The following is an 18,973-nucleotide window of genomic DNA, read 5'->3' on the forward strand; positions in this document are numbered from 1 at the left end:
GTTTTAAATACATCCTTTACTCTTTATATTTACAATACCTTAACCTTTTCCCAGACCACCAGGGAAGTTCATACTCGCAACTGCCCAACTCATATTACTTTCTGCGCCTGTGGGTGACCAAATCCACCTCCCCCAGGAGTTTCTATTACAAAAACATCTCCGACATTCATTTCCACCATTGCAGTACTATCTAAAGTTTCTTTACTTCCATCTTGACGTTGTATCCAATTGTGTCCAACTTTTCCTGCTTCTCCGCCATTTAATCCAAAGGTTGCAACCACTCGATGTCCAGAGAGAATATTCGCCGTCATTGGTTCTAAAAATCTGATGCGACGAATAACTCCATTTCCCCCAGAATATTGGCCTTTTCCACCACTATCAGCACGAATACTAAAACTTTCTAAAAGTACAGGATAACGGGTTTCTAAAACTTCTGGATCGGTCAAGCGTGAGTTAGTCATGTGGGAATGAACGCCATCAGTTCCATCAAAATGAATTCCTGCACCAGAACCACCGCAAATAGTTTCATAGTATTGATATTTTTCGTTACCAAAAGTAAAATTATTCATCGTTCCTTGAGAAGCTGCCATTACACCCAAAGCACCATACAAAGCATCAACAATGGTTTGAGAAGTTTCTACATTACCTGCCACTACCGCCGCTGGATAAGTGGGGTTGAGCATACAGCCCTCTGGAATAATAATTTCTAAAGGATTCAGACATCCGGCATTGAGGGGAATATTATCATCAACTAAAGTCCGAAAGACATATAAAACTGCTGCTTGAGTTACAGCTTTCGGAGCGTTGAAATTACTATCTAATTGCCGAGAAGTTCCAGTAAAATCAATAGTAGCGCTGCGGCTTTCTGGGTGAATTGTCACTTGCACTTGAATTTGTGCGCCATTGTCTATTTTATAAACAAAGGAACCATCCTTGAGAACAGCGATCGCCCTTCTCACCGCCTCCTCTGCATTAGCTTGCACAAATTTCATATAAGCTTGAACAATATCAAGTCCATATTGCCAAACCATTTTCCGTAGTTCTTGAACTCCCCTTTCATTCGCTGCAATTTGGGCCTTAAAATCAGCTAAATTTTGGTCGGGGTTACGAGCCGGATAAGTATGATTTAAAAGGTGATGTCTCAGAGCAGTTTCTTGAAAATTTCCCTCTTCAACTAAAAGAAAATTATCAAAAAGAATTCCTTCTTCTTCCACTTTAGTACTGTGGGGAGGCATAGAACCGGGAGTAATTCCGCCAATATCAGCTTGGTGTCCGCGAGAAGCAACAAAAAAAATGGGTATGGGGCATTGGGTATTGGTTATTCTTTCTCCCCCTACCTCAAAAGCTCCCTCCTCTCCCTTGTCTCCCTCACTCCCCAAAAATACAGGGGTAATTGCAGTTACATCAGGAAGATGTGTACCACCGTTATATGGGTTATTAGATAAATAGACGTTTCCTGGTTTTATGGTGTTGCCTTTATCGTTAATTAAACTGCGGACACTTTCACTCATTGAGCCTAAATGTACGGGAATGTGGGGGGCATTTGCTACTAATAATCCAGAAGAGTCAAAGATAGCGCAGGAGAAATCTAATCTTTCTTTGATATTCACAGATGTTGCTGTGTTTTGCAGAACAATTCCCATTTGTTCGGCAATAAATTGATAAAGATTTTTGAATATTTCTAGACGAACCGGGTCGGGTTGAGTTGTTGGGTACATATTTGATTCCTGTTTGTTTAAATTCAATGAATTGTTGAAAATTTGCTACTGTAAGTTAAATGAAGCCCTAGTCCAGATTTTCTTTGTGAAATTACAGTTTTAGTGGTGAATATTGGATTGGAGGAATAATTTTGAAAAGAGTTACTCATTTAGACTTTCCGCCCTTCTCAGATAAGGATTTAGTTTGAAATGCTGAAGAAATTTTTTAGAGTTGGATAAGGAAGAATCTACGCAATACGTTGCAATATTAAATGATTGCGTTCAGTTAAGATTGCTTGCCAATTGGGTTCAACTACAATTGTGCTAATTTTTTCGACAATAATTGCAGTTCCAGTAATTCTATCTTTTGGTTGTAAATCTTCCCGTCGATAAATCGGTGTATTGTGCCATTTATTAGCAGTAAATATTTTCACTGTTTCAACAGGTTTGGGGGCTTCATCTAAAGAACGACTACGATTAATTAAAGGTTCTTCTGGTGTATCCATCTTCTGAATTACTTCTACAGAAACAGATTCGACAATTAAGGTTTTCTCTAATTGAATGAAACCATAGCGCGATTTATGTTCTGTTTCAAATTCTTGTCGCATTACTGCCACTTCATCGGCAAAATTAACTATTAAAATTGAGTTAGTGCTTTCATATTTTAAGTTAACTTTTCGCACTACTTCTACTTGAGTGCGTGCTTCATTGATTTCACTTCTAGCTTGGGTTTCTAAATATTCTATTAAACGTTGTAATTGAGGAATTAAGATTTCAGTTAAAGGTTGTTCGACTCCTGTTTCTCTAATTGCCCGCACATCAGCTAATCCCATGCCATAAGCCGAGAGAACTCCAGCGTAAGGGTGAAGAAATATCTTTTTCATGCCCAAGGTATCGGCAATTAAACAAGCAACTTGCCCGCCTGCACCACCAAAACAACACAACACATATTGCGTAACATCATAACCACGTTGTAGGCTGATTTTTTTAATTGCGTTCGCCATATTTTCCACAGCGATCGCCATAAATCCAGCCGCTACTTGTTCTGGTGTACAATGATTTCCTGTAGTAGTTGCAATCTCTTGGGTTAATTGTGTAAATTTCTCAATCACAATATCTTTATCTAAAGGTAAATTCCCATCAATTCCGAAAACTGAAGGAAAATATTGCGGGTGAATTTTACCTAACATCACATTAGCATCAGTTACCGCCAATGGCCCGCCACGACGATAACAAGCAGGGCCGGGAATTGAACCAGCAGATTTAGGGCCGACACGATAACTAGAACCATCAAAAAACAAAATTGAGCCACCACCAGCCGCAATAGTATTAATTGCTAATACTGGAACTCGCATTCGTGCGCCAGCAATTTCGGATTCTAATTGCCGTTCATACTCTCCTTTAAAATGAGCAACATCTGTACTTGTTCCTCCCATATCAAAGGTAATTACTAACTCAAAACCTGCCCTTTTACTAGTTTGAACTGCACCAACAATACCCCCGGCTGGGCCGCTTAAAATACTATCTTTTCCTTGAAATTGTTCAGCTGCAACTAAACCGCCATCGGATTTCATAAACATTAGTTTGATGAAAGATGAGGGAGATGAAGAGGTGCTACCTTGTGCCCCATCCCCAATGCCCAATGCCCCATGCCCCATTTTCAATTCACTCGCCACTTGATTGACGTAACGACGTAAAATAGGAGTTAAATAAGCATCGACTACTGTTGTATCTCCTCTGCTAACTAATTTCATTAACGGACTAACTTGATGAGATACAGAGATTTGAGTAAAGCCAATTTCTTGGGCAATGGTGGCTATTTGTTGTTCGTGTTGGGGATAGCGATCGCTATGCATCAAAACAATGGCACAACTACGAATTCCTGTATGATAAACTGCTTGTAAATCGCCTTTGACTTGCTCGATATTTACAGCAATTAATTCATTACCTTTGGCATCATAGCGTTCATCTATTTCTATTACTTGCTCGTAAAGCATGGTTGGTAAAACAATATGACGAGCAAAAATATGAGGACGATTTTGGTAGCCAATTCGCAGGGCATCTTTAAAACCTTTAGTAATTAGCAGCACAACTCTATCGCCTTTTCTTTCTAACAGTGCATTTGTGGCTACCGTTGTCCCCATTTTTATCACTTCTATTGCTTCGCCAGGAATAACTTCATTACTAGAAAGACCCATAATATCCCGAATGCCTTGAATAGCTGCATCTTGATATTGTTCGGGATTTTCTGAAAGTAATTTATAAACTATAATCCATTGTTGATGAGGCAGAGGAACAATTAAAAAACGTCCGGAATGTTTTGAAAGTCTGTCGATAATTGCTTGGTTATTGGTAACAGCAACAATATCTGTAAATGTACCACCCCTGTCTGCAAAAACTTTTAACATCGCTTTGTTTCCTTAATAGCTTACAAGTAGATTAACAATAGGATGCGATGTGTTTCTACTCTAAGTGTAGAAAATTTTTCAGACAACTGTCGAAGATTGACCTGATATCATGTCCACTTGATTACTTATTAAACGCGAAAAACCCCAAAGAGCCAAAGCTACGCTTTGTCTCCCCTCCCCGAAGTTCGGGGAGGGGATTAAGGGGTGGGGTGCAATGACTGTGGGAATCATAACTAATTTTCTCTGCGGTTTCTTATTTCATTACTTGTGCGTAAGTCCTAAAAACTAATTCATACTTTCAATTAGCAACAATGTTAAGTCTTTTGAGCAATTATATAAACATGATTTTCCGGATATTGGTCATATTCCAGGTGGCGACATGTGCAGTGATGCTGAGTCAAAATTTGTAGGAAAGCATCTACTCCTAAAGTGCTATAGTCAAAGTCTAAATCTTGAAATGAACCTGAAATCTCACTTTTTGTATGTCCCCCGCCACAGGTGAACAAAAGTACTCCATTGGGTTCAAGAGCATCGCACAGCTTTTTCATCACAGGCTCTTGCATATTTAGCGGTAAATGAAAAGTGCTGTCCCAAGCTGAAATGAAGCTGTAAAGTTTTGCAGGAATCCAATAGCAGATGTCTTCATTGTAAAATGTAATTTCTGGATGTAAAGACTTGGCTAAATCGATCATTTCGGTGGAAATATCAAGTCCTTCAGCCTGAAATCCATATTTAGTGAAGACGTTAATGAAACGTCCACTGCTTCCACATCCTATGTCAATAGCTGAGTGTCGCCCAGAAGTAAATTTGATAGCCCGCTCCAATTGCGCGATACCATATAACGAATCTTGATGCTCAATTTGCCACCATTGAGCAATTTTATCGTATTGCGTGGCTGTAGCATTTGGATTCATAATGTTTACCTTCAATGATATAGCGTTTCCTAGTCTACTGAGGCACAAATCTCTGCGTACCTCTGTCTTAAAAAGTTCTGAGCCAAGGAAGCCTTGGTTCAGACTTTTCGCTGCGCTTTACTTTGCGTCCCTACCCTGCGGGAACGCCTAACGGCGGTATGCGTTTCAAAATATTATCTTCACCTCACTTAACTGTAAATCGCTATATCTCAATTCAATTAATTGAAATTCGTTTTAAATCTTGTAAAACTGCGGTGGCTGATTGATAGCGATCGCTAAAATGATAGCAAACCATTTTATCTAAAATGAGCGCTAATTCTTCGCTGACTCTTGCTGTTTGTCGCCACATCACATTACCCGTTTCTAGATCTGGATGTAGTTCCTGTGGTGGTATGCCAGTTAAGGCTTGAATGGCAATCATTCCTAAAGCATAAATATCACTGCACAAGCGGGGATGACCTGCAAATTGTTCTGGAGGTGCATAACCCCGCGTTCCGATGGCCACTGTGGCTAATTCTGTTTGTTCGCTACTGGGGGGCTGCATTAATTTCACAGCCCCAAAGTCAATTAAGACTAATTGATTATCTTTAGCGCGTCTAATAATATTAGTCGGTTTAATATCGCGATGAATCACTCGATGTTGATGAACAAATGTCAGAATTTCTAAGATTTCTTTGAGCATGGCAATCACAAATGATTCGCTTTGTAAGTGATGTGCAGGGGGCAATTCTTCACTTAAAGTATGTCCTTCAATATATTCTTGAATTAAATAAAATTCTTGGTCATCTTCAAAATATGCAAGTAATTCTGGTATTTGATGATGTTTGCCCAAAGTTTCTAAAATTTCTGCTTCACTATTAAATAATCTGCGAGCAACTTGTAAAAATCTGCTATCTTGGCGCGCTGGCATTAATTTTTTCACAACACAAGTGGGATTCCCCGGTCGTTGAGTATCTTGGGCTAAATAAGTACGACCAAATCCACCTGCACCCAAGACTTTGGAAATTTGGTAACGTCCACCCAACAGCAAATCACCAGATTTTTTTTGTGCTGAATCAATGGTGTCAGGAAAATCAAGTTGCGAATCTGGAATTGCTGTTTTATCTTCTAAAAGCAGATTTAATTGGGCGATGGCTTCTTGTTGTTTTTCAACTTGCAGAATAATTATTTGAGTCTGCCGTTGATTTTCATAATTAGTATAAGCCATAACGCAGATAATACTAAACGTTAAAGCCAAAGCAGAAGGAATTAACGGTATCCATCCGGCTTCAAGAAACAAAATAACGCAGATTCCCACTAATACAACTAATGTTATCCCGCCTATTGTTAACAAAAGTAAGGGATTTCGCAACCACCACGCTAAAGTACTACCTAAAACTGCCCAGCCCCACAGCCAAACTAATTCTATCCAGTCAGGCCAATACCAAATTAAAGGCCGCCCATCCAATACTGTACTAATTAATTGACTCGCTATTTGTGCGTGAATAAATACAGCAGGCATTCTCGCAGGTTGATCTGGTAAACTGCTGTAAGGTGTATAAAAGCTACTTGAATTTTGGCTAACTGAAGTAGTACCAATAATTACCAGGCGATTTTTAAATAAACTGGGATTAACGCTGTTGTTGAGAACTTGTGTTAATGTCACCTGTTTGGCAAGGTAATTTGGGTGACGATAATTTAATAGTATTTGATAACCATTGGCATCTAAATGTTGATAACTACCAGAATTAGGTTGGAGACGCGGAAAGATAACTTTACCTAACTGAAAATTTCCTTGTTCTGTGAATTCGTATTCAACTCCTTGTTGTTCTAAATACTTAATGGCAAGTAGCGACCCGAATGCAAAGGATGTCGTACATTTTTCATCTGTAGAATGGGCGAATAATAAACTCCGGCGCAGAATTTGGTCATTTTCATTATCAGGAACTACATCGCTAAAGCCAACAAAATCTATGGGAAAATTCAACGGTGGTGGAATTTCATTTCTACCAACGCTGCTAAACAAGCAAGTACTAATAATATTGTTTTGATTTTGTTTGTTTGCGCCTAAACTTTTATTTAGTGGAGGAAAAAGATATAAACCAACAATACGCGGTTGATAAGAATTGATTTTTTGTAACAGTTGATTAATTTTAGTATCTGACAGATTCCATTTTTCTGGTTGGAGATCTGCATCAGTGATGGTTACCAGTAAAATTCGTTCATCTGGTGGTTCTAGAGGACGCGATCGCAACATCTGATCGTACACTCTTAATTCCCAAGGCTGCAACCAGTTGAGTTCACGAATTCCCCAAATCGAGCCAGTGACTGCTACACTGCTAACCAAAATAACTTGCAGCCAGCTATTGCCCAAGGAAGTTTGACGCGAATTTCGATCTTTGACAAACGGTACACGGAGTTTTTCTAAAAATCCACTAATCACAATGTTGCGGCGCTAGCCTCAATAGGTAGATTCCTCTAATTTAATCTAGCAATTTACCTGCTAATTCGAGGCATTGGCTTGTCAGATTTTTAGGGACTTCCAAGTAAAAAAATATTCTAAAGAAGACTGTTGACTGTTGACTGTCAGCAGTCAAGGCTAAGCAGAGTCGAAGCCTTGACCCTGAGCAAAGTTAAAGGGTCAACGACCCCAAGCAGAATCATTTATTTTTTGGAGTTACCTTCCCCACTTGCGGTGCAGGGAACAGATTAGCTGCAACTCAATTGCATCGCCTGACAACTCAATTGCATCGCCTGACAACTCAATTGCATCGCCTGACAACTCAATTGCATCGCCTGACAACTCAATTGCGTCGCTTGACAACTCAATTGCATCGCCTGACAACTCAATTGCAACTCAAATAAAAGCCACTACCCAGACCTAATACCCAATATTGTGGGCTGGACATCTTGTTTGTCCTGACCTTGACACCAACAGCAAGACCCCCACCCCAAATAAATAGTTGATTATTTTTTCAGGACTTACGCAAAAATAACGTAATTCGGTCATTATGAGCGATAGCGAAATAATCCGCCCTGACGCTGGGATTGCTTCCCTACACTTCGTTTCGGTCGCAATGACAATATCGGCGTTGCGTAAGTCCTATTTTTATTTGCAATGCCCCATGCCCAATGCCCCATGCCCCATGCCCAATGCCCATTAAATTATTCATCCACCTTTGTTGATTGAGTATTTTCCACAACACTAGGAATAGCAAAGGAAACAGGCTCAGTAGATGAAGTGGTTGCATCTAACTGCGGGTGTTCCAGTGATGCTTCCATACTGGCATCGGTGAAATAGGAGCCAACAATTTTGTCATAGTTAGAAGCAACGGCTAAAAAAGCCCCGCCTAAAATATAAATAGGCAATGGCAAGTTAAATTTTTGCAGCCAGTCAAAAAACTCCGCTAACGCAAACAGTACAAAAAAGCAAGCAAGCCAAACTCTCATATTCTAATGTTTTGCATTCAAATAACTCTATTATTAGCCCAAATAGTTTGGACTATACTGGATGTATTAGAATATAACTATTCAATAATCTCTACAACCCCAGACAAAGGCAGTCAAAATTATACAAAAATCAATTTTAATTTGGAAAAATAATTTTTAGGGAACAGGGAACAGAGAATAGGCAACAGGCAAGCTATTAATACTTTCTCTGTTTTTTATTCTTTATTGTCTAATTTGCCATTCCCTTAACCCTGTTCCCCGTTCGCCGTTGCCTATGTCTGATATAAATATAACAATCTATTTAACGTTATACTTTCACTGGTAAAGCTGATAACGATGCTATGAGTTTCGTTTCACAGTATAAACCGATGGAGAGAAACTGATGAGGTGCTTTTAGCCAAATACATTCAAAAATGAGGAGCAGAAACTGTGACTGCTGAAATTCGGGCAACTATCCCTGAAAATGTTGAAGAAATCTTAGCTAGGATCGGTGATGCTTTTGTCATATTAGATTGTGAATGGCGCTACACCTATGTGAATCATAAGTTAGCTCAACTAGCTCAAATCAATCAAGAAGATTTTTTGGGTAAAAGTATTTGGGATTTATATCCCCAGGCAGTTAATAGCATACTTTACACCGAGATGCATCGCGCTGTTGCTCAAAAAATTACAGTAAATTTTGAGTATTTAGACCCCATATGGCATCGTTGGTTAGAATATTGCGTTTATCCAGGGGAAAATGGCGTATCAATATTAATTACAGATATTACCGAACAAAAACGTCATAAACAGCTTTTATCTGCACACCAAACAATCACTCAGATTTTAGCTGAGGCCACTGTACTTGCTAATGCTGTTCCTTTGCTTTTGCGATCGCTGTGCGAAACTTTAGGATGGCAATTGGGAATTTTTTGGAATGTCGATGAGGAAATTAATACTCTGCATCCCATCGGTAGTTGGCATTCATCTGATTTGAGCATAGAAGTTACCCAAGTATTTAACCAGCCTGCAAATCTGGCTTTAGGAGAAAAGTTAACCAGTCAACCAGCTTGGATTTGCGAACTAACTTCAGATGAAAATTTGTTTGCAGCCGCTATGGAATTGCCCATTGTACTGGGTAATAAACTTTTAGGGGCGATGAAATTCTTCACCAACCAAATTTTACAGCCAGACTCAGATTTACTCCAGACCATGAGTGCCATCGCCCTGCAAATCGGTCAATTCATGGAACAGCAGCGAACTAAATCATTATTGCAAGCAGCAGAGGAAAAATATCACCCAATTGTGGAAACTGCCAATGTTGCAATTTCACAGCCAAATTCTATACAGACAAAAAATTTAACTAGTAATTTCACAGAGGAGCAACTTGGAACTTTAGAGCAGTGTTTGACCGAACAACAAACCGCACTGCGCCATCGCCAACAAGTAGAAGAAAATCTGCGTCGCAGTGAAGCACGCTATCGTTCCCTTGCACAAGCAAGCGCATCCATTATTTGGAGTGCCGCACCTTGGGGTAATGTAATTGACGAAATTCCTACCTGGCAAGCATTCACTGGTCAAAGTCTCGAACAATACAAAGGTTGGGGTTGGGTAGATGCATTGCACCCAGAAGACCGAAAATCGGTGGCTGCAATGTGGAGACAAGCATTTTATGGACGCAGCGTTGCTGTTGCAGAATATCGCCTCCGACGCCATGACGGCGAATACCGTTACATGGCTATACGTGGTGTGCCCATAGTCAATGAAACAGGGAAAATCACTGAATGGGTGGGCATGTGTGTAGACATTACCGAAGGCAAGCAAGCAGAAACAGAACGGGAACGACTGCTGGCGCTGCTAGAAATAGAACAAAATCGGTTACTGGAAGCTAACGTGCTACTTGATACGCTGTTCACTAACGCCCCCATCGGTATTGGCGTATGGGATGAAAAATTGCGATTTGTGCGCTTGAATCATGCTTTAGCTGAAATCAACGGTTTGCCGGAAAACATGCATATCGGTAAGACAATTGCCGAATTGTTACCAGGAGTCCACCAGGAAGTTACGGACGCTTTTCGTCATGTGGTGGAGACTGGAGAATCTATTGCCCAAGAAACTAGCGGAGAAACACCCGCAGCCCCAGGAAAGCAGCGCTACTGGTCAGTAAATTACTATCCAATTCCACTACCAAGCAAAATCACTTGGGTGGGTGCAATTTGTCAAGAAATCACCGAACGCAAACAAGCGCAAGATAAACAACGCTTTTTAGCTGAAGCTAGCGAAATTTTGGCTGCATCATTGGATTATGAGACAACCTTAGCAAGCTTAGCGCGTTTAGTAGTACCTGAAATAGCTGATTGGTGCGTAATTGATATGATTTGTGAAAACAAATCAATGCGTCGGGTTGCAGCTTTCCATGCCGACCCAGCAAAACAAGAATTAGTAGAAGAGTTACAAAATTATCCGCCTAATTTGGCACAGGCAAAAGGTGTTGCGGAAGTAATTCGCTCTGGCAAATCACAAATTATTCATTTTATTGCCTCAGAACAGATACAAGCACTAACTTCAAATGCCAATCATTTCCAAATCTTGCAACAGCTAAATCCGCAGTCTGGAATGTGCGTGTTGCTTGTAGTCAGGGGACGAGTTTTAGGAGCTTTAAGTCTAGTATCTAGTACCAATCATCGCTACGATAATCAGAGCTTAATGTTAGCTGAAGAATTAGCTCGGCGGGCAGCGATCGCAGTTGATAATGCCCGACTTTACACAGAAACACAGCAATCTCAACAAGTTGCCGAACAAGCTGCATCTCGCACTGCTCGTTTGTTAGCCATTACCGCCGCCCTTTCTGAATCTTTAACATCAGCACAAGTGGCTGAAGTAATTGTCGAGCAAGGTATAGCAGCTTTAGGAGCTAGTTCTGCTTTAGTAGCACTAGTGACTAACAACGGCACAGAACTAGAAATTATCCGTGCAGTTGGTTATAAAGAAGAATTAGTCAACTCATGGCGTCGATTCTCAATTAATACAGCCGCGCCACTGGCAGAAGCAGTACGCACAAAACAACCTATTTGGCAAGAGTCAACACCAGAAAGAGCAGCTCGTTATTCACATCTAGCCAAAGAATATAGCCAGTATAATTACGGGGCTTGGATATCCATTCCATTAACCATTGAAGGACGTGCCATCGGCGGAATGACCGTAGCTTTTGCCGAAAATAAGCAATTGAGCCAAGATGACCGCGCCTTCATGCTGGCACTAGCACAGCAATGCGCTCAAGCAATGGAACGTGCCCGTTTATACGAAATAGAACAGACTGCGCGGGAAGCAGCAGAAAACGCCAACCGCATCAAAGACGAATTTTTAGCAGTTCTTTCCCATGAATTGCGATCGCCACTCAACCCAATTCTCGGATGGTCAAAGTTACTGCAAACCAGAAAACTAGATGAAAAAACAATTCCTCAAGCCCTGAAAACCATCGAACGCAACGCTCAATTACAAGCTCAATTAATCGAAGACTTGCTGGATATTTCCCGAATTTTACAAGGTAAACTCAGCTTAAATATCCTCCCAGTTGATTTAGTAGGTGTAATTTCCGCAGCAATGGAGACAGTACGCCTGTCAGCAGAAGCTAAATCCATTAAAATCCACATCAACCTAGAACCAAATTTAGAACCAGTGTTAGGCGACTCCAGTCGATTACAGCAAGTAATTTGGAATCTGCTTTCAAACGCCGTGAAATTTACACCAGAGGGTGGACGAGTTGATATTCGACTGGAAAAGGTGGAGAGATGGGGAGATGGGGAGATGGGGAGCAATAATCTTTCCCCTGTGCCCCTGTACCCCCATGCCCAAATCACCGTCACCGACACAGGGAAAGGCATCGCGCCTAGTTTTCTTCCCTATGTTTTTGAATATTTTCGCCAAGAAAACAGCACCACCACTAGAAAATTTGGCGGATTGGGATTAGGATTAGCCATCGTGCGTCATTTAGTAGAATTGCATGGCGGCACAGTGCAGGTGCAAAGTGCGGGTGAGAATTGCGGTGCAACTTTTACTGTCAGGCTACCACTAATTCAACAACCTCCAGAGAGCAAACAAGACATTAACCTCTCCGAGCCTTCCTCAAATTTAAATGATGTCACAATTTTAGTAGTAGACGATGATGCCGATACGCGAGAATTCATTGTTTTTTTGCTAGAGGAATATGGGGCCAGCGTCACAGCTGTGCCATCAGCAAATGAAGCACTAGCCGCCCTAAAGCAATCTCTACCAGATGTGCTATTAAGCGACATTGGAATGCCAGACGTAGATGGATGTATGTTTATGCGAGAGTTGAGAAAACTACCCCCACAACAGGGAGGACAAATTCCAGCCATCGCACTTACCGCCTACGCTGGAGAAGTGAACGCCAAGCAAGTACTTGCAGCAGGATACAACAAGCATATAGCTAAACCAGTGGAGCCAGCGGAATTAATAGATGCGATCGCTAGCCTATATCGTCTCCACAATATAGGGCAATAGACCTCTTGCAAAAGTAACTTTTGCTCATAGGGGGGAAGGGGAAAAGGTTAATGGTTCGACCCTTCTCTACGAGAGGCTTCTCTACGAGAGGCTTCGCCAACGCCAACGACAAAGCTCAGGACAGGCAAGCTCACCAACCGGGAAAAGGGTTTTTATTTGCCCTTTCCCCTTTACCCCTTACCCTTTTTCCCATTTCTACAAGAAATCTAATGACTAATGACCAATGACTATCGAAATAATTCTTCAGCCGGCTTCATTTGGTCGAGAATTTCCCAGATTTGCTGTAACATTGGCTCTATGCCAGTGCGAGTAACTGCTGAAATCAAAAAAACTGGGACGTAGGAGAGATGATTTAGTTGGGTAGCTAATGCTTCCAAATCTACAGTTTCGCTATCAACTGCATCAATTTTATTTAACGCCAAAATTTGCGATCGCTCTGCTAAACCTCTGCCATAAGCTTTCAATTCTTGCTGAATCGTTTGATAATCTCTAATCACATCATCACTAGTGGCATCAATTAAGTGGAGTAGCACCCGTGTGCGCTCAATATGACGCAAAAAATCATGTCCTAGTCCAGCGCCTTGGGCAGCACCTTCAATTAATCCAGGAATGTCGGCGAAAACAGTACCATCACCAGTGGGTTTGCGTACTACACCCAAATTAGGAATCAAAGTGGTGAAGGGGTAATCTGCAATTTTTGGGCGGGCAGCTGATAAAGATGAAATTAAAGTGGATTTACCAGCATTCGGTAAGCCAATAATCCCGACTTCCGCCAAAAGTTTCAACTCCAAGCGCAACTGCTTGATTTCCCCCGGTAATCCTGGGAGAGCGTATTCTGGGGCGCGGTTACGGTTGCTCAAAAAATACTGATTTCCCAACCCACCTTTCCCGCCTTGGGCGACATTTAAGGTCTGGTGAGGGTCTATTAAATCTCCCAACAATTCCCCAGTTTCGGCATCATAAACAGCTGTACCACAGGGAACTTCAATAATCAAATCTTTACCATTTGCTCCAGTGCGATTATTCGGACCTCCACGACCACCATTTTCAGCTTGAAAGCGATGGTTGTATCTGAAATCCAGCAAGGTTTGTAAATTTTCATCAGCAACGAAAATTACCGAACCACCCCGGCCTCCGTTTCCACCAGAGGGGCCACCAGCCGGCACATATTTCTCTCTTCGGAAGGCCACAATACCGTCGCCACCTTTACCAGCCGCAACTTCAATTTCTGCTTGGTCAATAAATTGCATAATTAGTCATTAGTCATTGGTCATTAGTCATTAGTCATCTCTTACAAAGTTCTGATCGGAGGAAACCTCCGCTCAGACTTTGCGCTTAGTCATTGGTCATTTGGAACATTACCAATTGACTTTAGATATGCGTTTAGTTGGGGTGCAAGGTCATTAATGATAACTTTGAGTGCGTCTACTTGTTGATCTGTTAACAGATTACGGCTATATGCTCATCTTAGCCAATGCCCAATGCCCAATGCTCAATGCCCAAGACTAAATATATGGCGAAACATCTTCACCGCATTTATCTGCCAAATAAGAAAGGGCACGGAAACGTAAGCCCACTAGTTGTTCGTATAATGGATTAATTTTACACATCGGTGGAATATGCACGATTTTGTGTCTAAATAAGGTGACATCCCGCTCAAAGGGACACTGGGAGGGAATCATTTTACACAAAAAGCGGGCTACTCTTGGGTCTTCGATATCCAATCCATCAAGCCACTCGCGTAGGGGGCGCAATGCATCAATTTGACGTTTTGTCAATCCAGTTGCAGAAATAGCGGGGGTAATTTGCTCTGGGTGTTCTAGGGTGTGGCGGAGAGCTTCGAGTATATTTTGTGGTTGTTCTAAGGCTTGGCAGAACTGTTGCAGAACGTCATCTTCACTGGGAGAATAAGTACCATCTGCGATCGCCACCATCACCGCTGTCCTTAAGAAATTTTCCGCCGCCGGTGTACCTTTGCCCAACACTGCGGCTAATTCCTCAGGAGAAATAATCTCCGGCGAGTCCTGCCATTCAATCTTAGGAGCTAATTCATCTTTAGTAATGGTGGCAATTATTTCTTGTTCTTGCTCGTCATAATTACCATCAGCCCAAGCAATAGTCAGCAGTCCACGCAACCAAGCGGCTACTTGTTCGCTGCTGTAGGGAGATTGAACAGTACTTGTCATAAACTCATTCTCAAGCTTTCCTCAGTAACTACTAAGCTACCCTACCTGGTGGCTGTGAGGATAGTGGGTGCAGTAGCAGCTTGTAATATCAGGTTCGGTTGAATAGTTATAATTAGGACTGACGCAAAGACGGGGAGATGCAAAGACAAGGGAGAGTTTTGAATTATGAGTGATTATCAGAACTTGATATGAGTGAGAGTATCAGTCCCTATGAGACATTTACTTGTGCAGAATACTTTGCTGGAATAGGTTTAGTTCGATTAGGGCTAGAGCAAGCAGGATGGAAAATTGTCTTCTCAAATGACTGGGCGTATAGCAAGTACGAAATGTATTCTGCTCACTTTAAAGATGCAATAGAATATTACAAAGTTCAAGATATTTTTTCCATTTGTCCTACTGATATTCCTAACACGCTACTTGCAACAGCATCATTCCCTTGTATTGACTTATCTTTGGCAGGTAATTTAGGAGGCATTACCGGTCAACACTCTAGTGCTTTTTGGGGCTTCACTCACATTCTTGATGGTCAAGTAAACAAGCCTAAACTTGTGATGCTTGAAAATGTAGTTGGTTGGCTCACATCCAATGGTGGACAAGATTTCAGAATTGTAATTCAAGAATTGAATCGACTGGGTTATGCATGTGATGTCTTTGCCATTGATGCATCTCACTTTGTTCCCCAAAGTAGACCACGGATATTCATGGTCGGTGTACAAGCTTCCGAACCGAATCAAGATATATTAGTTTTTTCAAAACGCTCTTCTTCACTTAAAAGAAAAGCATTAGAAAAGGTTGTTATAGCTAATCTCGATCTACAATGGCATTTTTTAGAAATTCCAGCGCTACCTAAAAAGATAAAATTTGACTTAAGCTTTGTTTTAGAAAATATTCCAGACAATGACGATCGCTGGTGGTCTGAAGATGAGGTAAAACGACATCTAAATATGATGTCATCCTTTAATCTCGCTTATATTGAAAGCTTAAAAAATTTATTGTTTTACTCTTACTGTCCAATGTATAGACGGGTTCGAGAAGGCAAGCAGAGGGCAGAACTGAGAAAAGATGGACTCGCAGGTTGTCTAAGAACTGCCAGAGGTGGTAGCAGCCGACAAATGCTAGTTAAAGCTGGACAAGGAACCATAAAAATGCGCTTGATGACACCTCGTGAATATGCAAGATTGCAGGGTGTTCCAGATGATTATCCAATTTCATTACAACTCAATCAAGCTTTAACAGGATTTGGTGATGCTGTGTGTGTACCTGTGATTGTTTGGATTGCTGAAAATATTCTGAATCCTTTAGCTATATCACTTCGAGAAAATAACTTAGTTGTCCACCACTAATTTCTAAAATGCGAACACCTTGGCTTTTCACAAAGCTATACGTTACTGAACGCCGAAATCTTTGCCTCTCTGAGGTTTCATAATTTTGCTGGAGTTCGGGTAGCCACCTATCGAATATGGGAATCATTTTAGTACGTTCCACAAACCAAACCTCAACATTCATGTAAGTTTCACTTCTCGCGACAAAAATGTGATCTACATCTCTGTCATCAGTGAGTTTGTTCAATCCACGATTCCTATGATATTGATATTCAAAACTACTTCCAATAGTGGCAGATTTAACCTCATAGTTTTCCAAATCTGCCCCATCTCCTCTCCTTGCCTTATCGTTAAACAAAATTGCAGCAAATACCTCCCAGTCTTTTGAACCTACACTACCCTGCAAAGAAAAACCGTAATGCTCGTAGATTTCGGCTTTATTGCGGCTATACTCAAGGATATATGTTCTATAAAAAGAGTAAGCTTCTTGGACTTGAAGTGTTGGCACACAAATTATCCCCACAATTGCTGCACTTTGAAGAAGAGTATACGCAAAAATGTATTTTTTCAGTAGAGCTAGACTGTATTCAAGTGAAGCTCAATAGCTGCAATCATCTCTACCAGACTACTAGCAGCTACCAACAATCTGTTGCAGCGACATGTTAGTCTGCGCTGCTTAGCGATCCCCCTGACCGCTCTTCTAACCGCTCAATTCCCACAAACCTGGCCATTATACCGAACCTTTCGGTGAACATAGAAAAGATTTCGGGACGTTTAACTTGAGCAAAAAAACTCAAAAAACTACACCTGATGTTTGGGAGCGATCGCCCTCACAAGTTGATGCGCTTTTAAATTGCATAACTCAACTCGTTAGAAAGACGCGGGGACACACCAGATACAAAGATGCAATTTGAATGATGATTAGCTTACTAAGTTGCTCTCAAACAAAATATCCCCACTCTTTTGCCACATAACCACCAGACTTGATATAAAATCTATCTCAGAATCCTCTTGAGAAAATTTTCTAATTATTTTCACAAGCACAAGTTAATACGTGTAAGGGAGTATCTATGAGTCAAACCAAACTTAACTCGCGTGTAATTCAAGATTTGCCATTGACTTACCAGACCTGATTATCGAACGACAGTTTTTTCCTCAAACCGAACAGCATCAATTAATCGCGTTTCTTATCGAGGCTAATTTTTATTAATTAAGGTATACATAATGTTTCTTTTTGGCATTGAACATGAAGTCGCTTTCTTGAACAAACAAGGAAAGTTTGCTGATTTTTCCCATACCAAATTTGCTGATTTCAATCAAATTATTGAAAAGCTACCCATATACCCCAACGATTATCCTCAGCTGCGTGTCGGTGATGCGGGTATTAAACAAAAGAGATGGTATATTGAGGGATTTGAAAGATTTGCCGATTCTGAGGAAGTAATAGACTGTCATTCTAAAGGTATCGAAATTAGAACAACTATACATCCTAGTATTCATAGTGCCATCACTGAATTATCAGAAAGTTTTCAGTTATTACGTGAGGTCGCTGCTAATTTTGGTTTCTCGCCAGTTTTAGTCAGTTTTAATCCATACAATTCCGTTTTTGTCCCCCAACCGCCATTAAATGATTACGAAATCAAAAATTTAGAGGTTCAACCTGACGAACAAACTGCTAATATTCACATGGTGACATACGGCCCAGATTTAAATATTTCATTAGTAGATTTATCTGTTGTAGATTTAATTGATATTGGCAGAAAATTAACTTATTACAGTCCCTACATAGTACCTTTTAGTTATAGCTCACCTTTTTATAATGGAGCTTTATGGGATGGGCTATCAGTCAGGACATTTATCCGGACAGGAAAAAGATCCGCAGCTCTGGTTTTTGTTGAGAAACAGGAACAGCTAATTAGTAGCAAACCTTCTTTAACAAAAATCGCCCGCATCCCCGCAGAAGTAGGTCGTATTGAATTTAAGGCTTGTGATAGTTGTGATGATTTCTCGATTTATGCAGCTTTACTAGCCTTATTGAAAGGATTGGTGTTAGATAAAACCTTACTGGGTAGAGCAACAATTCCCGATGCAGCTTTGCACCAAATGTCTGCTAAAAAAGGCTTTGATAACGAAGAGATTTTCCACAACGCAACAAAAGTATTACAAGCTGCTGAAATCGCACTAGAAGATGACCCAGATGTTGATTTTTTAACACCATTAAAAAAGCAGCTCGCCAACCGAAAAACAAAATCCCATGAACTAATAGAAAAGTATCATCGTGTAGGCTCGATAGAAAAAGTAATCAGGCAGACTTATCAAATTTAAAAAAAAGGTGGGAGCCAATACTGCTCGCTTTGTGCATTTTCAACTCGGAATTTGGTTTTGGGAAAAGGTGAGCCAGCGCGGTCTTGGGGGTTTCCCCCATGAGCGACTGGCGTTAGCGTCAGCGTTAGCGACGAAGGAGCGTCACCCCGAAGGGGTTAAAGGGTAAAGGGTAAAGGTTTTTTCTTTCCC

General features: G+C 40.9%; 13 protein-coding genes. 5 read left to right on the plus strand and 8 right to left on the minus strand.

The genetic code is table 11. The annotated features are described in order from the left end of the window. Positions 1-89: 89 nt before the first annotated feature. The 4 genes from GNE10_RS17580 to GNE10_RS17595 form a co-directional block, all read right to left on the minus strand. On the minus strand, positions 90-1,718 hold the full coding sequence (locus GNE10_RS17580) for a hydantoinase B/oxoprolinase family protein (protein ID WP_185566280.1): 1,629 nt from the start codon (positions 1,716-1,718) through the stop codon (positions 90-92). A 227-nt stretch (positions 1,719-1,945) separates the two neighbouring features. Next, the gene (locus GNE10_RS17585; RefSeq protein ID WP_185566281.1) at positions 1,946-4,105 is read right to left on the minus strand and encodes a hydantoinase/oxoprolinase family protein; all 2,160 of its coding nucleotides are present in this window, start codon (positions 4,103-4,105) and stop codon (positions 1,946-1,948) included. A 314-nt stretch (positions 4,106-4,419) separates the two neighbouring features. Continuing rightward, positions 4,420-5,019: a trans-aconitate 2-methyltransferase gene (locus GNE10_RS17590; RefSeq protein WP_185566282.1), complete on the minus strand. Its 600-nt coding sequence runs from the start codon at positions 5,017-5,019 to the stop codon at positions 4,420-4,422. A 214-nt stretch (positions 5,020-5,233) separates the two neighbouring features. Beyond that, positions 5,234-7,441 (minus strand): CHASE2 domain-containing serine/threonine-protein kinase, encoded by a 2,208-nt coding sequence (locus GNE10_RS17595; RefSeq protein WP_185566283.1) that lies wholly within the window; start codon positions 7,439-7,441, stop codon positions 5,234-5,236. 281 nt (positions 7,442-7,722) lie between these two features. Between GNE10_RS17595 and GNE10_RS17600 the strand changes: the two genes are divergently transcribed. Beyond that, entirely contained in the window at positions 7,723-7,863 is a 141-nt protein-coding gene (locus GNE10_RS17600) for a hypothetical protein (RefSeq protein WP_185566284.1), read from the plus strand. Between the two features lie 300 nt (positions 7,864-8,163). On the opposite strand, the gene GNE10_RS17605 is transcribed toward GNE10_RS17600, so the two are convergent. Continuing rightward, positions 8,164-8,448, minus strand: coding sequence for a hypothetical protein (locus GNE10_RS17605; RefSeq protein WP_099072454.1), 285 nt, complete (start codon positions 8,446-8,448; stop codon positions 8,164-8,166). Positions 8,449-8,877: 429 nt separating this feature from the next. Here GNE10_RS17605 and GNE10_RS17610 point away from each other — a divergent pair, with 429 nt between their 5' ends. Continuing rightward, positions 8,878-12,951, plus strand: coding sequence for a PAS domain-containing protein (locus tag GNE10_RS17610; protein ID WP_185566285.1), 4,074 nt, complete (start codon positions 8,878-8,880; stop codon positions 12,949-12,951). A gap of 227 nt (positions 12,952-13,178) precedes the next feature. On the opposite strand, the gene obgE is transcribed toward GNE10_RS17610, so the two are convergent. Together obgE and GNE10_RS17620 are read right to left on the minus strand one after the other, a co-directional pair. Next, positions 13,179-14,201, minus strand: a complete 1,023-nt coding sequence (obgE, locus tag GNE10_RS17615) for a GTPase ObgE (RefSeq protein WP_185566286.1) — start codon at positions 14,199-14,201, stop codon at positions 13,179-13,181. A gap of 255 nt (positions 14,202-14,456) precedes the next feature. Continuing rightward, complete coding sequence (locus tag GNE10_RS17620) at positions 14,457-15,137, minus strand: Mo-dependent nitrogenase C-terminal domain-containing protein (protein WP_185566287.1); 681 nt, start codon at positions 15,135-15,137, stop codon at positions 14,457-14,459. 188 nt (positions 15,138-15,325) lie between these two features. Between GNE10_RS17620 and GNE10_RS17625 the strand changes: the two genes are divergently transcribed. Further along, complete coding sequence (locus tag GNE10_RS17625) at positions 15,326-16,480, plus strand: DNA cytosine methyltransferase (protein WP_185566288.1); 1,155 nt, start codon at positions 15,326-15,328, stop codon at positions 16,478-16,480. Here GNE10_RS17625 and GNE10_RS17630 read toward each other — a convergent pair. Next, complete coding sequence (locus tag GNE10_RS17630) at positions 16,440-16,967, minus strand: hypothetical protein (RefSeq protein WP_221642881.1); 528 nt, start codon at positions 16,965-16,967, stop codon at positions 16,440-16,442. The genes GNE10_RS17625 and GNE10_RS17630 overlap by 41 nt on opposite strands. Before the next feature lie 271 nt (positions 16,968-17,238). On the opposite strand from GNE10_RS17630, the gene GNE10_RS36010 reads away from it, so the two are divergent. After that, a complete protein-coding gene (locus GNE10_RS36010; RefSeq protein WP_260446918.1) occupies positions 17,239-17,373 on the plus strand; it encodes a hypothetical protein in 135 nt (44 codons plus the stop codon). Between the two features lie 310 nt (positions 17,374-17,683). After that, positions 17,684-18,784, plus strand: a complete 1,101-nt coding sequence (locus GNE10_RS17635) for a glutamate--cysteine ligase (RefSeq protein ID WP_185566289.1) — start codon at positions 17,684-17,686, stop codon at positions 18,782-18,784. Positions 18,785-18,973 lie beyond the last annotated feature (189 nt).

The sequence above is a fragment of the Nostoc sp. 2RC genome (genome assembly GCF_014222165.1).
Lineage (GTDB): Bacteria > Cyanobacteriota > Cyanobacteriia > Cyanobacteriales > Nostocaceae > Nostoc > Nostoc linckia.

Coding starts and splice junctions, on each gene's coding strand:
- GNE10_RS17605 (WP_099072454.1), bottom strand. CDS start 8,448: ATGAGAGTTTGGCTTGCTTGCTTTTTTGTACTGTTTGCGTTAGCGGAG.
- GNE10_RS17635 (WP_185566289.1), top strand. CDS start 17,684: ATGTTTCTTTTTGGCATTGAACATGAAGTCGCTTTCTTGAACAAACAA.
- GNE10_RS17620 (WP_185566287.1), bottom strand. CDS start 15,137: ATGACAAGTACTGTTCAATCTCCCTACAGCAGCGAACAAGTAGCCGCT.
- GNE10_RS17625 (WP_185566288.1), top strand. CDS start 15,326: ATGAGTGAGAGTATCAGTCCCTATGAGACATTTACTTGTGCAGAATAC.
- obgE (WP_185566286.1), bottom strand. CDS start 14,201: ATGCAATTTATTGACCAAGCAGAAATTGAAGTTGCGGCTGGTAAAGGT.
- GNE10_RS17590 (WP_185566282.1), bottom strand. CDS start 5,019: ATGAATCCAAATGCTACAGCCACGCAATACGATAAAATTGCTCAATGG.
- GNE10_RS17580 (WP_185566280.1), bottom strand. CDS start 1,718: ATGTACCCAACAACTCAACCCGACCCGGTTCGTCTAGAAATATTCAAA.
- GNE10_RS17585 (WP_185566281.1), bottom strand. CDS start 4,105: ATGTTAAAAGTTTTTGCAGACAGGGGTGGTACATTTACAGATATTGTT.